The 19,912-nt window shown below is 45.8% G+C and carries 17 protein-coding genes; 15 read left to right on the forward strand and 2 right to left on the reverse strand.

Features of this window, described 5'->3' with window-relative positions:
* Window positions 1-21: 21 nt before the first annotated feature.
* Window positions 22-873, forward strand: coding sequence for a polysaccharide deacetylase family protein (locus CC90_RS0100235; RefSeq protein ID WP_035315058.1), 852 nt, complete (start codon window positions 22-24; stop codon window positions 871-873).
* A gap of 9 nt (window positions 874-882) precedes the next feature.
* Here CC90_RS0100235 and CC90_RS0100240 read toward each other — a convergent pair whose 3' ends face one another.
* Window positions 883-2,925, reverse strand: a complete 2,043-nt coding sequence (locus tag CC90_RS0100240) for a methyl-accepting chemotaxis protein (RefSeq protein WP_081905823.1) — start codon at window positions 2,923-2,925, stop codon at window positions 883-885.
* Window positions 2,926-3,233: 308 nt separating this feature from the next.
* On the opposite strand from CC90_RS0100240, the gene CC90_RS0100245 reads away from it, so the two are divergent.
* The 14 genes from CC90_RS0100245 to CC90_RS0100305 all read left to right on the forward strand — a co-directional run bounded on the left by CC90_RS0100245 (window position 3,234) and on the right by CC90_RS0100305 (window position 19,336).
* Window positions 3,234-5,459: a bifunctional diguanylate cyclase/phosphodiesterase gene (locus tag CC90_RS0100245; protein WP_051869209.1), complete on the forward strand. Its 2,226-nt coding sequence runs from the start codon at window positions 3,234-3,236 to the stop codon at window positions 5,457-5,459.
* 4 nt (window positions 5,460-5,463) lie between these two features.
* Window positions 5,464-6,585 carry an acyltransferase family protein gene (locus tag CC90_RS0100250; protein WP_051869210.1) on the forward strand — a complete coding sequence of 374 codons (1,122 nt, stop codon included), beginning with the start codon at window positions 5,464-5,466 and terminating at the stop codon, window positions 6,583-6,585.
* A 93-nt stretch (window positions 6,586-6,678) separates the two neighbouring features.
* Complete coding sequence (locus CC90_RS24130) at window positions 6,679-6,834, forward strand: hypothetical protein (protein ID WP_157837516.1); 156 nt, start codon at window positions 6,679-6,681, stop codon at window positions 6,832-6,834.
* Between the two features lie 219 nt (window positions 6,835-7,053).
* Window positions 7,054-9,345: a hypothetical protein gene (locus tag CC90_RS0100255; RefSeq protein ID WP_031388838.1), complete on the forward strand. Its 2,292-nt coding sequence runs from the start codon at window positions 7,054-7,056 to the stop codon at window positions 9,343-9,345.
* Window positions 9,346-9,481: 136 nt separating this feature from the next.
* Window positions 9,482-10,339 (forward strand): basic amino acid ABC transporter substrate-binding protein, encoded by an 858-nt coding sequence (locus CC90_RS0100260; protein ID WP_031388839.1) that lies wholly within the window; start codon window positions 9,482-9,484, stop codon window positions 10,337-10,339.
* A gap of 160 nt (window positions 10,340-10,499) precedes the next feature.
* Entirely contained in the window at window positions 10,500-11,171 is a 672-nt protein-coding gene (locus CC90_RS0100265) for an amino acid ABC transporter permease (protein ID WP_031388840.1), read from the forward strand.
* Window positions 11,158-11,880, forward strand: coding sequence for an amino acid ABC transporter ATP-binding protein (locus tag CC90_RS0100270; RefSeq protein WP_031388841.1), 723 nt, complete (start codon window positions 11,158-11,160; stop codon window positions 11,878-11,880). The genes CC90_RS0100265 and CC90_RS0100270 overlap by 14 nt, the downstream gene beginning before the upstream one ends.
* 146 nt (window positions 11,881-12,026) lie before the next feature.
* Complete coding sequence (locus CC90_RS0100275; RefSeq protein WP_031388842.1) at window positions 12,027-13,049, forward strand: glycosyltransferase family 2 protein; 1,023 nt, start codon at window positions 12,027-12,029, stop codon at window positions 13,047-13,049.
* A gap of 47 nt (window positions 13,050-13,096) precedes the next feature.
* A complete protein-coding gene (locus CC90_RS0100280; RefSeq protein ID WP_031388843.1) occupies window positions 13,097-14,164 on the forward strand; it encodes a pyridoxal phosphate-dependent aminotransferase in 1,068 nt (355 codons plus the stop codon).
* On the forward strand, window positions 14,148-14,972 hold the full coding sequence (locus tag CC90_RS0100285) for a class I SAM-dependent DNA methyltransferase (RefSeq protein ID WP_031388844.1): 825 nt from the start codon (window positions 14,148-14,150) through the stop codon (window positions 14,970-14,972). Before CC90_RS0100280 ends, CC90_RS0100285 begins: the two co-directional genes overlap by 17 nt.
* Window positions 14,965-15,834 carry an Hsp33 family molecular chaperone HslO gene (hslO, locus tag CC90_RS0100290; RefSeq protein ID WP_031388845.1) on the forward strand — a complete coding sequence of 290 codons (870 nt, stop codon included), beginning with the start codon at window positions 14,965-14,967 and terminating at the stop codon, window positions 15,832-15,834. Before CC90_RS0100285 ends, hslO begins: the two co-directional genes overlap by 8 nt.
* A 41-nt stretch (window positions 15,835-15,875) precedes the next feature.
* Window positions 15,876-17,798, forward strand: a complete 1,923-nt coding sequence (locus CC90_RS0100295) for an NAD(+) synthase (RefSeq protein WP_031388846.1) — start codon at window positions 15,876-15,878, stop codon at window positions 17,796-17,798.
* A gap of 171 nt (window positions 17,799-17,969) precedes the next feature.
* Window positions 17,970-18,527: an RNA polymerase sigma factor gene (locus CC90_RS0100300; protein WP_031388847.1), complete on the forward strand. Its 558-nt coding sequence runs from the start codon at window positions 17,970-17,972 to the stop codon at window positions 18,525-18,527.
* Between the two features lie 2 nt (window positions 18,528-18,529).
* Complete coding sequence (locus tag CC90_RS0100305) at window positions 18,530-19,336, forward strand: hypothetical protein (protein WP_031388848.1); 807 nt, start codon at window positions 18,530-18,532, stop codon at window positions 19,334-19,336.
* A 55-nt stretch (window positions 19,337-19,391) separates the two neighbouring features.
* Here the strand turns inward: CC90_RS0100305 and CC90_RS0100310 are convergent, their stop codons facing one another.
* Window positions 19,392-19,862 carry a hypothetical protein gene (locus CC90_RS0100310; protein ID WP_031388849.1) on the reverse strand — a complete coding sequence of 157 codons (471 nt, stop codon included), beginning with the start codon at window positions 19,860-19,862 and terminating at the stop codon, window positions 19,392-19,394.
* Between the last annotated feature and the right edge of the window lie 50 nt (window positions 19,863-19,912).

Raw genomic sequence — 19,912 nt, forward strand, 5'->3', positions numbered from 1 at the left:
TTATGCCGGGTGTTTGTGCGTATGAAGCGATATGTAGAACTAATCAAAAAGAAAATTTGGGAGGTACTTCCGAAGCGGGAAGAGGGACAATCGGAAGAAGCGTATAGAAATATGCTCATTATAAAAGGGGTGGAGGCGGCAGTTTTCGTGCTGGCGGCACTGGCTATCATAAAAGGAGCGGCAGCAGTTCTGCCCGGCTCCGTTACAGTCAGTAGCAGCGTGAATGGAAGAGAGCTTCCTATTTACTGTGTGGAAACGCAGAATAAACAACTCGCTCTTTCCTTCGATGCAGCATGGGGAAATGAGGATACGGAAAAAATATTGGGGATTTTAGAAAAGTATGGCATTTATGCCACCTTCTTTATGACGGGTGACTGGGTAGAGGCTTATCCTGACGATGTAAAAGCGATTCTGGCGGCAGGGCACGACTTGGGAAATCATAGTGAAAGCCATAAGAATATGTCTCAGCTATCCGAGGCTCAGTGCAAGGAGGAAATCATGGAAGCGCACAGAAAGGTTCAAGAGCTTACCGGCTATGAAATGAATCTGTTCCGCCCGCCCTACGGAGATTACAATAATAACGTTATAAGCTGCGCGGCGAAGTGCGGCTACTATTCCGTTCAATGGGATGTGGATAGCCTCGACTGGAAGGATTACGGTACAGACGCAATTATCAGGGAAGTTACGCAGAACGACCATTTGGGAAACGGCAGCATTATTTTGTTTCATAACGGGGCGAAGTATACTGCGGAATCATTGGACAGATTAATAAAGGAGCTGAAAAACCAGGGTTACGAATTCGTACCGGTTTCTCAGCTCATATACAAGGATCATTATCATATGGATATAGAAGGAAGACAGATCAAAAATTGACGGAAGGCCTTATAAGCGGAAGGATGCGATGGCATCCTCCAGTTCTTTGATGTGAAGTGTCAGGCTGTCCGCAGTATCCGACAGGCGCCTGGAGCAAGCGGCCTGGTCGGAGAGAGACTGTCTGATCTGGGCGCCTGACGAAACCGATTCCTGGGAGGACTCCAAAATGCGGTCCATGGAATGGGCGACGGTATGGCGCTTTTTATCTATGTCTTCCATATGAGAGGACACCTCTTCGATATTAGTGATAAATTTTTCCATGTTGCCGCTGATGCAGTGGAAAAGAGAAAAGGTATCTTGAACGGCATTCTCCTGTAAGGCTACGATATTTTCTGCGGACTGTACTGTCTCTGCCGCCGAGGAGGCGTAGTTTTGCACTTCTGAGATCAGAGTATGGATGTCGGAGGCCGCAATGGCAGATTCGTCGGAAAGCTTGCGTATTTGCTCTGCAACAACGCCAAAGCCTGCGCCTTCCTGCCCTACACGGGCAGCCTCTATAGTGGCGTTTAAAGAGAGCATTCTCGTCTGGCCGGCAATGCCCTTGATGCTGTCCACGAACCCTTCCATATCATTAAGCCTCTTTGCCAGCAAGTCTACCTGCTGTCTCACGTGGGCAGTCACATCATATGTTGATTTCGAATGCTCGATGATCCGGTCCATAGAGTCCAGTCCCTGACGGATGGAATCTCTTGTATCTTCGATATACCCTGATACCTCTCCTGTATTTTTATTTACCGTCTTGATGTGGGAGGACAAGTCGTCCATCTGAGTATGACAAGTGGAGATTTCGCCCGCTTCGCCGTCGATGTTCGTACTGATTTCTTCCATTTCAGATCCCATTTTCTCCGTCATAAAGGAAAATTCGTCTACTGCTTCACCGATTTCTTCCGAGGAGGAGGATACCTGACCGATGGTGGCAAGTACGGCTTCTATCAGTTGTCTGGTATTAGTTACAGTGCCGGCGATGGCGGATTGAATCTTTCCGAACTCATCCCTTCTGCTTTTATGTGAGGCGATGCTTAAGTTGCCGGAAGCGACTTCATTTAACTGCTTTACACTTCTCGTGATATTGGCGGAGATGTTGACGATAATGATAAGACTTATAATAAATGCCACGGCTGAGGCCAGAAGTACCATGAAAACGGTCAGGTTTTTAATGCTGTCTGCTTTTGTTGTAACGGTATCTTTAGGAATCATGACAGAAAGGGTGCTTCCTGTAAGAGAGCTTTTTTTCATGATAAAAAAGAAATCGGTGCTGTTATGATTTACATCTGCGGTAAAGGAACTTCCTGCGTCCATATTGCTTAAGGCTTCTTCATAAAAGGACGCGCTCTCAGTTTCGTACTGAGCACCGAGATTGAGGGAACGTCCGTCGGGGGAACGAAATATGATCTGACTTCCCGGTCCGAAGTCCATCTTCTCCATCAGAGCCAGAATGCTCTTACTGTCTGCGTCGATGAGGAGCAGACCGCTGTTTGTGCCCGTTCCGAGACGAAATCCGCAGTACATGAAGTAACCTTCAGAAGAAAGCTTCAGCTTCTCATCGGTGAGTGCGTGAAGGCCGCCCCAGATAATACCTTGCTCGGCAAGGATGGCACTTTCTGCGTCAGAATCTTCTATCTGGGAGATGAATGGGGTGCGTCCGCTGCCGGATTGCATATTTTCTGTGGTGATAATATTCTGGGAGCCGAAAGGGATGATATGTATATTATGTACGAACTCATCCGTAGCTTGAACAGCGAAGAGTTTAGCAGAAATTTCCTTGGATACGGTATTTACCTGAGAGGTCTTTTTATCATAAGCACCCATTCCATAATTCAGTATCTGCGTATCCCCGCCCAGATTGACCGCTGAGGTAACGAGCGGTTTGAATGCCTGGTCCAGACAAGCCATGGACATCTCTACTGTGGAGAGCGCAGAGGTTTTATAGTTATCGATCATGCCTGAGGAGGCCCTTTGGTAAGAAGTGGCGCCTACGATTATAATGAAGAGGATTGGACATAGGAAGCCGAGAATCAATTGAGATTTGATTGTCATCGTTGTTTTTTTCATTTTATCATCAGTTATCCTTTCAGATTGTAGAATTACAGCTTTTATAATCAGTTTATCTGGAAGGAGATTTGGGAAAAAGTATATAAATTTTAAATAGGTATCTGTTTTTTAGTTATATGCGCTATTCTCTGATTTTATTGATACCTGACTGAAATAATAGGGCTGTTTTGCGTTTCTTATAATTTTTTTTTTGGAAATACTTCTATTTTTGTCTTCTTGTGTGGTGTGATAATGTATGGTAATATTGTAAATATTGCAGCTCAATCTGTAGCAGAGAAAGCCGGCACCGTGCGGAGGAAACACTACATATGAAAAAGTTTACGAAAATTTGGAAAAGGCTGTTTACAGGCATATTCCTTTGCAGTGTTTTGTTCGGTATCTTATTGTTTTATGTAAATATACTGGAAAAAGAGTTAAACGATGAAATTATAGATGTTTTGAAGGAAACCTCCGAGCAGAGCGTGGTTATACTGAATAAGGAGGTAGAGGGAGAATTCATTCTGTTAGAAGAGGTGTCCGACAGGCTCTCGGTAAAGAGCGGCTTCGATCCAGAAGCGGCGGTCATGGAGCTTGATAAGGTGGTTAAGCGCTATCCCGTAAAGAGGATGGGAATCGTTATGCCTGATGGACAAGCTTATACTACGGATAAAAAGAAGCTGAATCTGGGCGACAGAGATTTTTTTAAAGACAGCATACAGGGAAAAAGGGGAATATCGGGAAGGCTTCAGGATAAGGACAACGGAGAGGATATCGTCGTATTCAGCATGCCGATTTATGAGGACGAAAGTGTATGTGCGGTTGTTTTTACTACGCATAGAATTGCGGAGATACAGAATCTGTTCACTGTGTCTATTTTTAATGGAGAAGGATATTCCTATATCATAGAAGAGGGTGGCGATATTGTAATGAACACCTCGAATTCTACAGGATTTAGGGGATACAACAATATATATGAGGCGTTAAGTACGGTCTCCGATACCAATGAGGAAGCCGTAAATAAGATGCACATGGATCTGGATAACGAACAGAGCGGATATATCTGGTTCCATAATAAGATAGATAAATATATGTATTATTCGCCTCTTCAGATTAAGAACTGGTATGTTCTGAACGTGGTTCCGGCCGATGTAATGGATTCCACCAGAGATTTTATCATGTTTCTTACGTATGCGCTTTGCGGGGTGATGGGGGCCACCTTCGCCTTCTTTATATTATACATCATAAAGACGGAGCAGAAGAAGAAAAAGGAACTGTCCAATATTTTGTATGTAGACAACGTGACCGGCGGATATTCCTTCGCGCGCTTCAGTGCAGAAGTCAAGATCCGATTGAAGGAGACGAATGCCAATGCGGCGTATATCGTAATGGATGTGGAGCAGTTCAAGATAATCAACGAATTATTCGGTTATGAGGAAGGGAATGATACCTTGCGTTACATATGGCAGATGTGCAAAAAGTACAGCAAGGAAAAAGAGATTTATGCGAGGCGCATAGCTGACAAGTTCGTGGTGCTTTGGTACTTTGACAGCAGAGAAGAACTGGATGGGCGTATTAAGAATTTTTTGGAGGCTTTGCAGAAGAACCGCCCCGAGACAATAGACGGTTATATATTGAAGGTTTCCTTCGGCATTTATATTGTGAAGGACAAGACAGAGGATTCCCAGCACATGATGAACTATGCGACCATGGCTCACTCTTCCATAAAAGGGCAGGACGATGTGCAGTACGCTTTTTACGATGATGATTTCAGGCAAAGGATGCTGCAGGAGAAGCTGTTGGAGGATCAGATGAAGCTTGCCCTGCAGCATGAGGAATTTATCGTCTATTACCAGCCTAAGTATGGTGTGACGACAGAGAATCTGGTAGGTGCGGAGGCCTTAGTCCGGTGGAGGAAGGCAGACGGTTCTACCGTTATGCCGGGCAAATTCATACCCCTGGCCGAAAAGAACGGTTTTATCAGCTATTTGGATAAATATATATTTGCAGAGGTATGTAAAAAACAAAAGGAATGGTTGGAGGCAGGAAAACAAGTAGTTCCCATTTCCGTTAACCTTTCCAGAAGGCATCTGTACAATGACAGCTTCATCGAGGAATACGCACAGATGGTGGAGGAGGCAAAGGTACCGGCGAAATATATGCAGCTTGAGCTGACGGAAAGCGCTATTTTCGAAAATCAGGAAGCGTTATGCCAGATTATCGACAGACTGCACTCCATGGGCTTCAGCATACTGATGGACGATTTCGGAACGGGCTATTCCTCTCTGATGATGCTCAAATCCATTCCTATCGATGTTCTGAAGCTGGATAAGAGCTTTGTGGATGATTTCGACGACCCTAAGGGGCAGAAGATCATCACCAGCGTTATCGAACTGGCGCAGGCTCTCCATATGGAAGTAACGGCGGAGGGAGTAGAGACTAAGGAGCAGTACGAATTCCTTAGGAAGCTGGGCTGTAACACGATTCAGGGGTTTTATTTCGCTAAGCCGATGCCGGAAGAAGAGTTTGAGAGGTTATTAATAGAGGGGATAGGGTAGAGGGATGGAGAAGAAGAGGGAAAATGATGCGTTTCGTATCTTTTCTGCGATAGGAATCATCTTGATCGTGGCGGGGCACGCGGACTTTCATATATTCGATTTGGGAGGACTGTTCCCGTACTATTCCTTCCATGTAGCAGTATTTCTGTTTATTTCCGGCTACTTTTATGATGAAAATGACGAAGTGCATATCGGAGCATATATAAGGCGGAAGGCCCTGCGGCTGCTTGTGCCTTATTTTTTGTGGAATCTTTTTTACGGCGGTCTGGCAGCGGTGCTTAAGCATTTCGGCTTTATTATCGGAGACGGAATCACCTTTAAGACGCTTTTTCTCGATCCGTTTCTGACCGGACATCAGTTCGGCTATAATTTTCCGGCATGGTTCGTTCCTTCACTGTTTCTCGTGGAGGTCATCAACGTCTGTATGCGCAGGGTTCTTACTGCAATACGCCTTAACAAGGAATATTTGATTATGGCCGCTGTTCTTCTGGCAGGAATACTGACGGTATGGTTTGCCATCGGCGGGCATGTCTGGGGATATTATAAATTTCCGGGAAGAATTCTCTTCATGCTTCCTGCTTTCGAGCTGGGGCAGTTGTATAAGAAAAAACTGGAACGAAAGGATACGCTGTCAAATGGTATTTACTTTTCCATTTTACTTGTTATACAGCTCATTGTGGTGTTCTCCTGCGCGGGATTGGCCTACAGCACAGTATGGTGTGCGAGCTTCGCGAACGGGCCTGTCATTCCCTTTGTGACGATGGCTACGGGGATTGCGTTCTGGCTGCGGGTATCGAAGATGTTGTCGCCTCTGCTGCCGGGGATGAAGGGTACCCGGCAAATCGGGACGAATACTTATGGGATTATGATGCACCATGTTCCGGCATTCTTTCTGGTGAAGGGGACATTCTTCGCGCTATCCGTTTTTACTCCGTGGTGTGCGGATTTTGATAAGCCAGCATTTTTAACGGATGTTAATTACATTTATTTATTGAACGGCATGGATGTGAGCAAATGGATTTACATTGCGGCGGGAGTTGTGATACCGCTAGCGATTGGTAAGATGTCTAAGGCAGGATACGGCGCTTTGACAGAAGGATTAGGCAGACTTCGAAGACAGGCTTAATAGAGCTTGAAGAAGGCGGTGCTGCATTTTAGAAAGATTTTTTGGTCATTGCAGGAGGAAGATGGAAATAAAGTTAGAGAGTAAGGGCTCGTTGTGTATGGCACTGGTGGCAGATACCGTCCGCAGATGCTGCTGTTTTCGAAAGGCTCTCTTCGGGATACGATATGTATCTGTATGCCCTATGTCGTGGTAGCGGCTGGTATTATTTCCTTCAACCTTCGTTTGTGGGAAGTGATTTCCCGTTTTTGAAAGATAACCAGATAGCTTCCCTTTCCTATAAAATATTTATGTATGTTTTAGTGGACGACGAGATGTGCGATATGTTATAGTTGTTATATAACTGTATGCGATATGAATTATAAACATTGTGAACCTATCTATTGGAAAAGTAACTCCCATAGATAGGTTTTTTGCGCCTATTGATTAATGCAGAAATGAGCCGGTGAGGCTCAGGAGGGAATAAGGATTATGAAAGGATATATGAGATTAGGAATCGGTACATGTTTTTTTGCGGCAGTGCTGCTATGCACTTCTCCGGATAAGGTAAGAGCCGAGGAGAAGGAGAGTGTTACGAAGGAGATTCATCACATACATAAAGGCGATGCGAAAGAGGGAACCGGCTGTTACAAGGAGGCAGTGAACCATGTTCATACGGGAAGCGCTGAAACGGAAGGGGGCTGTTATACTGTTCCCATCTTCCATGTGCATACGGGGGACTCTTTAACGGGAGGAGGCTGTTACAAGGAGGAAGTCTGCCACGTTCATAGCGGAAGTCCTCAGACCGGAGGCGCCTGCTATACGATTCCGGTACGGCATGTACATAGCGGAACGGCGGTTACGGGAGGAGGCTGCTACGGAGTTCCCGTCTATCATGTGCATTCCGGCAGCGAAGGAAGCGGAGGCGCCTGTTATGAACCGGTGTATCATCAGCATACCGATGCCTGCTATGTTACGGAGAACTGTATCATAATTTATATGGGAAATCTCCAAATTCTTCGGACGCAGAATGACTATTGCAGTCATCATGGAAATACGCAGTTTGCGCAGATAAGCGGACACTACAGCCATTCTGCCTGCGGAGCGGGAATCACCAGCGAGAACCACTACATGTGCTGGACCTGCCAGCACTTCAATAAGTCTCACAGTTATCAGAGAGTGGTGTGTACCAAGAACGAGGGCACAATAGAAGGGTACCGTCTGGTCTGCACCAAGGGGGCACAGACGGTAGACGCATGGACGTTAGGCTGCGGCAAGACGGAACTGGTTGCAGAAAGTTATCAGAATAGCTGTGGGAAGACGGAAAAAAGCATAGATTCCTACAAAAGAAGTTGTGGAAAAGATGAGAAGAGCATAGATGCCTATGCCCTTGGCTGTAAAAAGACAAAGGACACAATAGAGCATTATGTGAGAAACTGCGGGAGAGAAGAAGAAATGGTCTATGCCCTCCTAACCATTACAAACGGAAACAGCGGCTGGACTGCAAAGCCTAAGGAATTGAAGGCGTCCTGCATAGAGCTGGAAAAAGGAGGCCTTCTCCAGTGGGAGGAGCCTCGATTCTTATGGGAGAAGGACGGAGTGAAGGAGGGAGAGGGTGATTCCATAGCGGCAAGCGAGAATGGCAGCTATACGGTAAAGTTGCAAGTCCGCAATGAGGACATCGATCCTTCAGAGCTTAGTCTGTCCATATATGTAGAAAAAGTAGATACTACAGCTCCTATCATAGAAAGTGCCTATTATGACAGTGAAGATAATATGGTGAGAATAAGTGCTAAGGATTTGCAACCGGATGGAAGTGAAGGCAGCGGCCTGGCGGATAAAGCATATTCTTATGACAGAGGAATCACGTGGGACGTAAAGGGCGAGAAGGAAATAGGTGAAGCGGATGAGAAAGAACTGGGGGAAGAGAAGATACTTACAGTAGCAGTTCGGGATGCCTGCGGGAATATCGCTGAAAAGACACTTATAATCCAAAAGAATAAGGCAGAGGAAATCTTGCCGGAGGAACCGAAGGAAGAAACGCCGGAGGAACCAAAGGAAGAAACGGAGAGGAACGAAAAGGAAGGAAACAACGGGGATAATAAAAATGAAGGAAATAATGGTGGAGGAAGCAGCAAAAACAACAGTGGTGGGGACAGAGAAGATAAGGCAATCAACGTAGAGAATAGAGAAAAAGAAAAGCCGCAAACCGGGTCAAGACCGATTGAAATCCCCAAGAAGAACAGGGCCGGGTCCACTGGAACCGCGATAAAAAAAGAAACACCGCCTCAAGATAAAAATCTTGCAAAGCCTCTGACGAAGAAGCTTCCAAAGCTTCAAAAGGAGGAGGAAACAAAAAACCAAGAGTCCCTTGCGGCTGCTCCCATGGCAGAGGAAATAGAAATACAGACAATAAAGGATAAAAATACCAGCACACCAGTTATAAAGGCAGCGGCTTTCACGGTGGGAAGCGTAATAGGCACCGCAGGAATCCTATGGCTGATGTACCTTCTTTTGGGAACGATCAGGATATATCACAGCGACGGGGAGGAGAAGCTTCGTTATGCAGGGAGCTGTATCGTGAAAAAGAAAGAAGACGGTTTTGAGGTAACCATACCCCGCATGATATTGGAGCAGTCTAATACCGGGCAGTACAGCCTCAGACCGGGACGCCTGTTTACCGGCAGGAATAAAGGCAAAGAGCTGCTCGTTACGGCAGGTGGACAGAAGATTTCTGTATGGATAGATGAGGAAATGCCTCTCAGGCTGCCAACCTATGTATAAAGATGCAAAAAAATCATGAAATACGTATATTAATTATTGATTTTAAGGGATGAACATGCTATGCTGACGTATAGTTAAAGTGAAATTGTAGTCGCAGTGAGGAGTCTGCGGTTTACAGGAAAGGTGAGTTTATATTATGAAAAAATGGTTAGCAGCAATGATGGCAGCAGTACTTTGTATGTCCCTTCTGACCGCATGCGGAAGCACAGTAAAGGAAGAAGTTACTGAGGAAACGGCACAGACCGAGCAGGCAGAGACAGAAGAAACGACGCAGGAGGAGACTTCTGCAGAGGATACAGCAGCAGTATCAGAGGCTTTAGCGGATGGAGTACTAAATGTAGGCACGAACGCAGAGTTCCCGCCCTTCGAATATGTGAATGACGCCGGAGAACCGGATGGCTTCGATATCGCGTTGATCAAGGCAATCGGCGAGAAGCTGGGCGTTGAGGTTCAGGTGGACAATATGGAATTCGCATCCCTTGTTTCTTCTATCGGAAGCAAGATAGATGCATCTATCGCAGGTATGACGGTAACAGACGAGAGAAAAGCCAGTGTGGATTTCTCCAATTCTTATTATACGGCTGTTCAGTATGTGATTTTGCCGGAAGGCTCAGCAATTGCAACTGCAGACGATTTAAAGGGCAAAGCTATTGGAGTACAGCTTGGAACTACCGGCGATTTTATTGCGGAGGAAATTGAGGACGCTACGGTTTCCCAGTATAACAAGGCAGTGGACGCTGTTAACGATTTAGTCAACGGAAGACTTGACTGCGTTATTATTGACAAGAATCCCGCCATGGTATTCGAATCCAAATTCGAAGGTAAGGTAACGGCAGTGGACGGAGCGCAGTTTAACTTTGAACCGGAGGATTATGCGATCGCTATGCCGAAGGGAGATACCGTTTTAGTAGAGCAAGTCAATACTGCATTGCAGGAATTGATTGACGACGGTACATTTGATGCCTTAGTAAGTCAGTACATAGAAGAGAATTAATGTACCGGACAGGATGGCAGATGTTATGTGATTTGGAGGATAGCGGATATTCCGCTATCCTCATTAAAATATAAAGTGGGTTACGGGTTACTGGGGAAAAATATCCGATAGGAAAGGATAAAGAGAAGATATGCATGAATGGTTCCAGAAGGTTTCAGTAATGTTTGAAGCCGCATTTATCACCGGAGACCGGTGGAAATTATATTTGAATGGATTGGGAGTTACGTTGGAAATCGCTTTTTTTGCAGCGATATTGGGTATGGTCATCGGTACGCTTCTAGCTTTTATGAAGCTGTCGGTTAGAAGAAATGGGAAGAAATCGATATTGGTAGTGCTTGCCAATGTTTATATAGATGTCATCAGGGGAACACCCTCGGTGCTCCAATTGATGATTATGTGGTTTATCATAATGGCAAATAGTAAAAACGGCGTATTAGTTGCAATCTTGTCCTTCGGCATTAACAGCGGCGCTTACGTGGCAGAAATCGTGCGCGCGGGAATCCTTGCTGTAGATAATGGCCAGATGGAGGCGGGGCGTTCCCTCGGCTTGTCGAAAGTGCAGACGATGATATATATCATCATTCCGCAGGCGGTGAAAAATGTGCTTCCGCCGATTGGAAATGAATTTATCGTGTTGCTAAAGGAGACGGCAATCGTCGGTTATGTAAGCCTGACCGATTTGACTAGAGTTGCGAATCAGATTGCTTCCAGAACCTACGAAGCGTTCATGCCTCTGATAGGTGCGGCGGTGATTTACTTCATCGTAATTAAAATACTGACAATTCTGCTCGCTAAATTTGAGAGGAGGCTGCGTAAGAGTGATAACCGTTAAGGATCTGCATAAGAAATTTGAAGATAATCATGTGTTAAGAGGAGTAAATTATCACGTGCACCAAGGGGAAAAAGTAGTAGTCATCGGGCCGTCCGGCTCCGGAAAAAGTACCTTCCTGCGCTGCATGAATTTGCTGGAGACTCCTACCAGCGGAGAAATATGGGTGGATGGAGTTAATATTACCGATTCGAAGACCGATATAGATAAAGTCAGGCAACATTTAGGGATGGTATTCCAGAATTTTAATCTATTCAATAATCTGACGATTATGAATAACATTACGCTCGCTCCCGCTAAGCTGGGGCTGATGAGCAAGGAGGAAGCCTCAGAAAATGCGCTGAAGCTCTTGGAGAGAGTGGGGTTAACGGAAAAGGCAGATGCCTATCCGAGTCAGCTTTCGGGCGGACAGAAGCAGAGAGTGGCAATCGTGCGTTCCCTCGCCATGAATCCGAGAGTAATGCTTTTTGACGAGCCGACTTCCGCGCTTGACCCTGAGATGGTCGGCGAGGTTTTAGATGTTATGAAGGGATTGGCAGACAGCGGCATGACGATGGTGGTCGTGACCCATGAGATGGGCTTTGCCCGAGAAGTAGGAACGAAGGTGCTTTTTATGGATGAAGGAGTTATAATGGAAGAAAACACACCCCAGGAATTTTTTAATAATCCGAAGAGCCCCAGATTGAAGGAATTTCTATCAAAGGTGCTATAATGAGTAAAGGACACTCATTGTAAAATAAATAATGAGGCTTACGCCTGGAAAAGTGGATGTGTGAAAAATGAGTAAAGAATACTCATAAATGGTCATGTGCTTTTTCCGGGCGTAAATTACATTATGGAGAAAAAGAGGAGGAACGGATGATAACGATAAGTCTTTGTATGATAGTGAAAAACGAAGAGAAGATTTTGGACAAGTGTCTGTCATGTGTCGCTGATTTAATGGATGAAATCATTATTGTGGATACCGGTTCCAATGACAGGACGAAGGAGATAGCGGCCAGGTATACGGATAAGATATATGATTTTACATGGATTCACGATTTTTCCGCGGCCAGGAATTACGCATTTTCCAAGGCGTCCAAGGAATATATATACTCCGCAGATGCGGACGAACTGTTAGATGAGACGAATAGGGAAAGATTCCGTATTTTGAAGCAGGAGCTGCTGACGGAAATTGAAATCGTTCAGATGTATTACACCAACCAGCTTAAGCACGGTTCGGTCTATAATTATGATAAGGAATATAGGCCTAAGCTGTTTAAAAGAGTGAGAAGCTTTACATGGATTGATCCGATTCATGAGACTGTGCGGACGCAGCCGCTTGTCTTCGACAGCGAGATAGAGATTATCCACGAGCAGGAAGAAAGTCATGCATCGAGAGACTTGGAGGCTTTTCGCAGAGTGTGTGAGGACGGGCCTTTATCTTCGCGGCTTCATAATCTTTACGCAAGGGAACTTTTTATCGCCGGAAGTGAGGAGGACGTGATTCTGGCAGGGCCTTTCTTTGAGGCCTCCTGCGAGGATACGCAGCGGTCTGCGGAGGAGATAAAGGAGGCAGCCTGTGTGGCGGCGCGAGCGGCGCGGCTTAAGGGTGATGAGTTGAAGTTCCATAAATATGCAATGAAGGTGGTAGCCTGCGACGGGTGTGCGGAAATCTGCCTGGAGCTGGGATATTTCTATATGTCAGAGGAAGATTACCATGAGGCGGTGGTATGGTTTTACAACGCTGCCTTCGAATCGGAAAGCCTATTGGATATCCGTTGCAGAGGAGAAAAGCCTCTCCATGGAATGGCGGAATGCTATAAGCGTATAGGAATGGAGGCGCAGGCGGCGGAGTATACCCGCATGGCGGAAGAATGGACGGACGGCACTTGCGGATAACCGTCTGAGAGCATATAATACAAAAATAAAAACGAGGTTGATATCATATGAAATGGGAAGAGAATGTTAGACGGGTGGAGCCCTACATACCGGGAGAGCAACCCAAAGAGGCGAATGTCATTAAATTAAATACTAACGAATGTCCGTATCCCCCTGCTCCGGGCGTTAGGGAAAAGCTGCGGCAGATGGATGCGGACAGCTTACGTTTGTATCCGGATACTTCGATCGGAGAGCTGGCAAAGGAGCTTTGTACCTATTACGGTGTTTTGCCGGAACAGCTTTTTATCGGGGTGGGAAGCGACGATGTTCTTTCCATGGCCTTTTTGACCTTCTTTCATTCGGACAAACCGATTTTATTTCCTGATATTACTTACTCCTTCTACGATGTGTGGGCGGAACTTTACCGGATACCTTATGAGCTTCAGCCGTTAGATGACCGGTTCTTTATTCGGAAGGAGGATTATTTTAAGCCGAATGGGGGAATTATTATTCCGAATCCTAATGCTCCTACGGGGGTTTTCGAGGAGGTGGGAATAATGGAGGAAATTATTGCGGCTAACAGAGAGAGCGTGGTTATCATTGATGAAGCATATATAGATTTCGGCGGGGAAAGCTGCCTTAGACTGATCGATAAATATGATAATCTTTTGATCGTACAGACCTTCTCGAAGTCGCGGGCTATGGCGGGAATGCGCATTGGCTTTGCCATGGGTAATCCGAAACTTATCAGTTATCTTCAGGATGCAAAATTTTCCTTCAATTCTTATACGATGAATACACCTTCCATCCTGCTCGGTGCGGAGGCAGTGAAGGATAAAGAATATTTTAAGGAGACCTCGGAAAAGATTATAAATACACGGGAAAATACGAAGCTGAGATTGAAAGAGATGGGCTTTTCCTTCCCCGATTCCAAGGGCAATTTTATCTTTGCGGCACATGAGAAAATACCGGCAAAAGAGATTTTTACCGCACTCAAAGAGAAGAATATTTTTGTCCGTTACTGGGATAAGCCGCGAATCGGCAATTATCTGCGCATAAGCATAGGTACGCCGGAGGAAATGGATGTTTTAATAGAGAATCTGAAAGGCGTGGTTGAGCATGGAGACATATACTGATTTTGCCGGCGTATACGATACCTTAATGGACGACACTCCTTATGAGGAATGGGCGGCGTATCTTTTGGAATTGCTTGGAGCGTACGGAGTCGCTGCACCGAAGACGGCGCAAGCGGATGCGGCGGAACGTAGTATCGTAGTGGACCTTGGCTGCGGAACCGGCACGCTGACGGAGCTTCTTGCAGAAGCAGGATATGATATGATAGGAATTGATAATTCGCAGGAAATGCTGAATATCGCCCTTGCGAAAAGGGAAAAATCAGGAAAGGATATTCTATATCTTCTGCAGGATATGCGGGAGTTCGAATTATATGGAACGACCGGCGCAATCATATGCGTATGCGATTCCATGAACTATCTGCTCGAGGAGAATGAGATAGAGCAGACCCTTCGCCTGGTGAACAATTACCTTTATCCGGGCGGTGTTTTTATTTTTGACTTCAACACGGTATATAAGTATGAGATAGTTATCGGCGATGCGACGATTGCTGAGAATAGAGAGGATTGCAGCTTTATTTGGGAAAATTACTATGACAGCGACAGCGGAATCAACGAATATGATCTTACGGTTTTTGTGAGGACGACGGAGCATGGTGATACGAAGGAGGACGGGGAGATTTTTCGCCGTTTTTCAGAGACTCATTATCAAAGGGGCTATACTCTGGATACGATACGCGCTTTGGTGGAAAAGGCGGGCATGGAGTTCGTGAAGGCTATCGATGCGGATACACATGGTGAGGTATGGGAAGAGAGCGAGCGCATTTATGTGATAGCCAGAGAATGTGGAAAGGAATACGTCAATGAGTGATTATATGGTAAGGGCGATGGCGGCGGATGCACAGATACGCGCGTTTGCGGCAACTACGAGAGAACTAGTGGAGGAAATGAGACAAATACATAATACGAGTCCGGTAGTAACAGCGGCTCTCGGACGGCTTCTGACGGGAAGCGTGATGATGGGAAGCATGTTAAAGGGTGAGGAGGATCTGCTGACGATTCAGGTGAAGGGAGACGGCCCCTTGCAAGGAATGACGGTGACTGCCGACGGAGAGGGGAACGTGAAAGGCTATGCCAATGAACCTCAGGTCATCTTGCCTGCCAATGCAGCAGGAAAGCTGGACGTAGGCGGAGCGGTGGGAAATGGTTATCTGAGCGTGATTAAGGATATGGGATTAAAAGAGCCTTACATCGGTCAGACAGCATTGCAAACGGGCGAGATTGCGGACGATTTGACCTATTACTTCGTTACCTCCGAACAGGTACCTTCTTCCGTGGGATTGGGAGTCTTGATGGAAAGGGATAACACGGTAAAACAGGCAGGAGGTTTTATCCTGCAGCTGATGCCCTTCGCCACTGAGGAAGTGATTCGCACGCTGGAGGATAATCTATCGAAGTTCAGCTCGGTTACTGCAGCCCTGGATGCCGGAAACACGCCGGAACAGATGCTTCAAATGCTGTTAGGTAACTTGGATGTTCAGGTAACAGATACCATGGGGGTCAGATATGCCTGCAACTGCTCCAAGGAGAGAGTGCACCGGGCGATTGTGAGCATTGGAAAAAAAGATATTCAGGAAATGATTGAAGAGGGAAAAGAAGTAGAAGTGAATTGCCATTTCTGCAATAAGAGATATTCGTTCTCGGTGGACGAGCTGGAGAAAATGCTGGATTAATTTCTATCAGACTGAGATGTAAAAGAAAAGAGAGGTGCGCTATGAAGCACGGTTTTATTAAGGCGGCAGCAGCTACGCCGCAGATCAAAGTGGCCGATCCTGTTTACAATGCCGGACAAATTTGTATGGGGATAGACGAGGCAGTGAAAAATGGAGCGAAAATCATTGTATTCCCGGAACTTTGTATTACGGGCTATACTTGCGGAGACTTATTTTTGCAGGAGCTTCTGTTAGGGGAAGCGAAGAATCAGCTTCTGGCGATTGCAGCTCATACTGTGGATAAGGACGCTCTCGTTTTCGTGGGACTTCCCTTAATGAGGGAAAATAAGCTGTATAACGTAGCTGCGGCTTTGCATCGGGGAAATGTTATAGGCCTGATGCCGAAGGCGAATATTCCAACTTATGCGGAATTCTACGAGGGAAGGCATTTTATGTCAGGAAATAAAGAGGCTGTTCCCTATATTCTGCGAAGCGAAGAAGAAGAAAAAACAGTTCCTTTCGGTACCGATATCTTATTCGATGGAGGAGCTATCGAAGGCCTTCTGATAGGATGTGAAATTTGTGAGGATTTGTGGGTTCCGGAAGTTCCTGCGGCTGAGCACGCTATGGCAGGTGCTACAGTCATCGTGAATCTGTCCGCCTCCAATGAGACGGTAGGTAAAGGGGAATACCGGACGATGCTGGTGAAGTCCGCCAGTGCAAGAATGATTGCAGGGTATGTCTATGCCAGCGCGGGGGAAGGGGAATCCACACAGGATTTGGTATTCGGCGGGCACAACCTGATTGCGGAAAACGGAACTCTTCTGGCAGAGTCGAAGCGCTTTGAAAACGGTATTATTTACGCTGACATAGATATACACAGGATCGCCCACGAGAGGCGAAGAATGAGTACCTATAGGCCTGAGACCAGCAGAAAATATACGATAGTTCCGGCGAAGCTTGAGAAGGAGGAAACTGTTCTTACCCGCTCCTTTGGCAGTGCGCCCTTCGTTCCAAGCGATAAGGCACAGAGGGATACGAGGTGTGAGGAGATTCTATCCATCCAGTCTTACGGACTGAAAAAGCGTTATGAGCATACGGGATGTAAGAAAGCGGTGGTAGGGGTCTCCGGTGGATTGGATTCCACTCTCGCGCTCTTAGTCACAGTACGTACCTTCGATATGCTGGCGCTTGATAGAAAAAACATTTTGGCAGTAACGATGCCATGCTTCGGAACTACGGACAGAACCTATGATAATGCGTGCAAACTGGCAAAAGCCCTTATGGCAACTTTGGAAGAGGTGAATATCAAGGAGGCTGTGACTCTGCATTTCAGGGATATCGGACAGGACATGGATAATCACGATGTGACCTACGAGAATGGCCAGGCGAGGGAGAGGACGCAGGTTCTTATGGATATCGCCAACAAGGAGAACGCTCTTGTCATCGGCACTGGAGACATGTCGGAGCTGGCGCTTGGATGGGCCACATATAACGGGGACCACATGTCCATGTACGGAGTAAATGCGGGTGTGCCTAAGACGCTTGTCAGGCATTTGGTGCAATATTACGCGGATATCTGTAATGATGAGAATCTGAAAAAAATACTTTTGGATGTATTGGATACTCCGGTAAGTCCCGAACTTCTGCCTCCTATGGACGGAGTTATTTCCCAGAAGACGGAGGATTTGGTCGGACCTTATGAGCTCCATGATTTTTTCCTGTACTATATGTTGCGGTGTGGATTTGAGCCGGAGAAAATATACCGCATTGCAAAGCTGTCTTTTACCGGACAGTATGACGATGAGACAATTTTAAAGTGGCTGAAAACTTTTTATAGAAGGTTTTTTGCACAGCAGTTCAAACGGTCCTGCCTGCCGGACGGTCCGAAGGTGGGAAGCGTTGCTGTTTCGCCGAGAGGCGATCTGCGCATGCCTTCCGATGCCTGTGCGCGGATATGGCTTGAGAGGTTGGAAAAAATATAACAGATACTTTTATGGACAGCATGCGAGGCTTCGCATGCTGTTTATTTCTGTAATAGGAGTGTGCAAAGCACACTTTTGTTCTCTTAAAATAAAAAATAATGAACCGAGAGGAAGGAAATACACTCTTTATAGTAGGTATACCTAAAGAAAGCAAACAAAGAGGAACGTGACATGGAGCAGCACGAAAGTGAAATAGTAGAAAGAGTCAAAAGAAAAGAGCCGGGCGCATTCGACTGTTTATACGAGCGTTACAAAGACCAGGCGTACCGCATGGCGGTATTTATAACAGGAAATACGGCGGATGCCCAAGATGTGGTGCAGGATACTTTTGTGACGGTCTGTCTGGAAATTGGGCAACTGAGGGAAACGGCGGCTTTTCCGGCTTGGTTTTACCGCATTTTGACAAGGAATGCAATTCAGCTTTCAAAAAGGAAGAAACGTGAATTCCCCCGGGAAGAACTATGGGAAGATTCCATAGACTGTGGGGATGGCGGTATAATGGACCCTTCGAAAGTGCTGCTTGAGAAGGAAGAAAATAGAATTATCAGGGCATCGATCTCGCAGCTGGAGGAAAAATACCGAACCGTGCTGGTTCTATATTACTTCAACGAGTTTTCCGTCAAGCAGATTGCCGGGATAGTAGGCTGCACGGAAGGAACCATAAAATCAAGGCTGCACAAAGCGAGGAAGTTGCTGGAGCGGAAAATACGGATAAAGGAGTTGAAATGAGTATGGCTGTAAAAACGGATAAATACAAAATTGAAGAAGCAATAAAAAATATGTACCGAGAAGAAGCGAATAAGCTCAAAACTCCGGAAAGTATCAAGCAAAGAATCGATGAACGGCTTATTTCTGCAAATGAAAGGAAGGAGAGAATAAAAATGTTTAAAAAGAAAAAATTGGTGCTCGTAGCGGTAGCAGTACTTTTATTTGCATCTATTACGAGCTATGCGGGGGTAAAAGTATCATCTACGACTGGATGGGGAAATGCGGAGCCTGATTCCAAGGTGTTTAGTGACTGTGCGAAGTTTGCAAAGAAAGAGGGATTTAAAATTCATCCGGTAGAGACTTTTTCCAATGGTTACACTTATAACGGAATCAACGTGTCGACCAACCAGGCTTATGACAGTGAAGGGCAGCCTACTGGAGAGCAGTACAAAACCTTGATGCTGGAATACCGGAATGAAAATCAGCAAATTACGATAAGTGTTGAGGATAATGGAAAGGGTAGTGAAAAGCCGGCAAATACTGTGGAAGAAAAGACGATGGACGGGATTAAGGTCTATATGACCGAGTATATTCATATGATGGTTCCGCTGGACTATGAACTGACAGAGGAAGAAAAGCAAATGATAGATGAGGGAAGGCTGGGAACAGGTACGGACAGTCTGGTAACGGAAGTAAGTTCTACGACTTACCGTGGCATTCAGTGGGAAATGAACGGCCTTCTGTGGTATGGGCTTTCCGAAGATACGGCCGGTAACGCGACCGGGGACTTAGAGCTTATGGCGGAGGAATTGATAGCCACAAACAAGTAAAAGAAAGCGAAAAGAATAAGAAGGTGTCCTTTGGGGCACCTTCTTAAAAATGACATTATTGTTCCTCCAAAGAGTTCGCAGCTGCAGCCGACTCGGCTTTATGCAGAGACGCTTTAATGGCATCCAACAGCACCATGGAGGTATATTTGTTATCGTCGGAATATGTAAGGCCATCCAAGGACTGATTTTCACATATCTGAGTTACGAGGTCTTCGAATGCCGGCTCGATAAGAGGGTACATGGTAGCAACCGCTTCGTCAAGGTTGACAATGCGGATACTGTTGATATTGGTTTCATCTACGGTAACCTCAATATCGACTATGTTATCGTTCAGCACGAGAGAGGTCGTATAAACGCCGGGCATATAAGAGTTCGCCGGCTGTATGATATTGGAGTTGTTATCCTTGTTCTTGGGGAGGAACATGATGATCAGAAGCACGATAAAGAGAATCCCCAGAACGGCAAAGATGCCGGTGTATATTAGTTCTTTTAAATGGAGCACAACTATTTTTGTTTTGGAACTCATAACAATATCCCCGTTAAAATTCTTTTTACTATCTTATTATTACGTGCTAT

The sequence above is a fragment of the Kineothrix alysoides genome (assembly GCF_000732725.1).
Lineage (GTDB): Bacteria > Bacillota > Clostridia > Lachnospirales > Lachnospiraceae > Kineothrix > Kineothrix alysoides.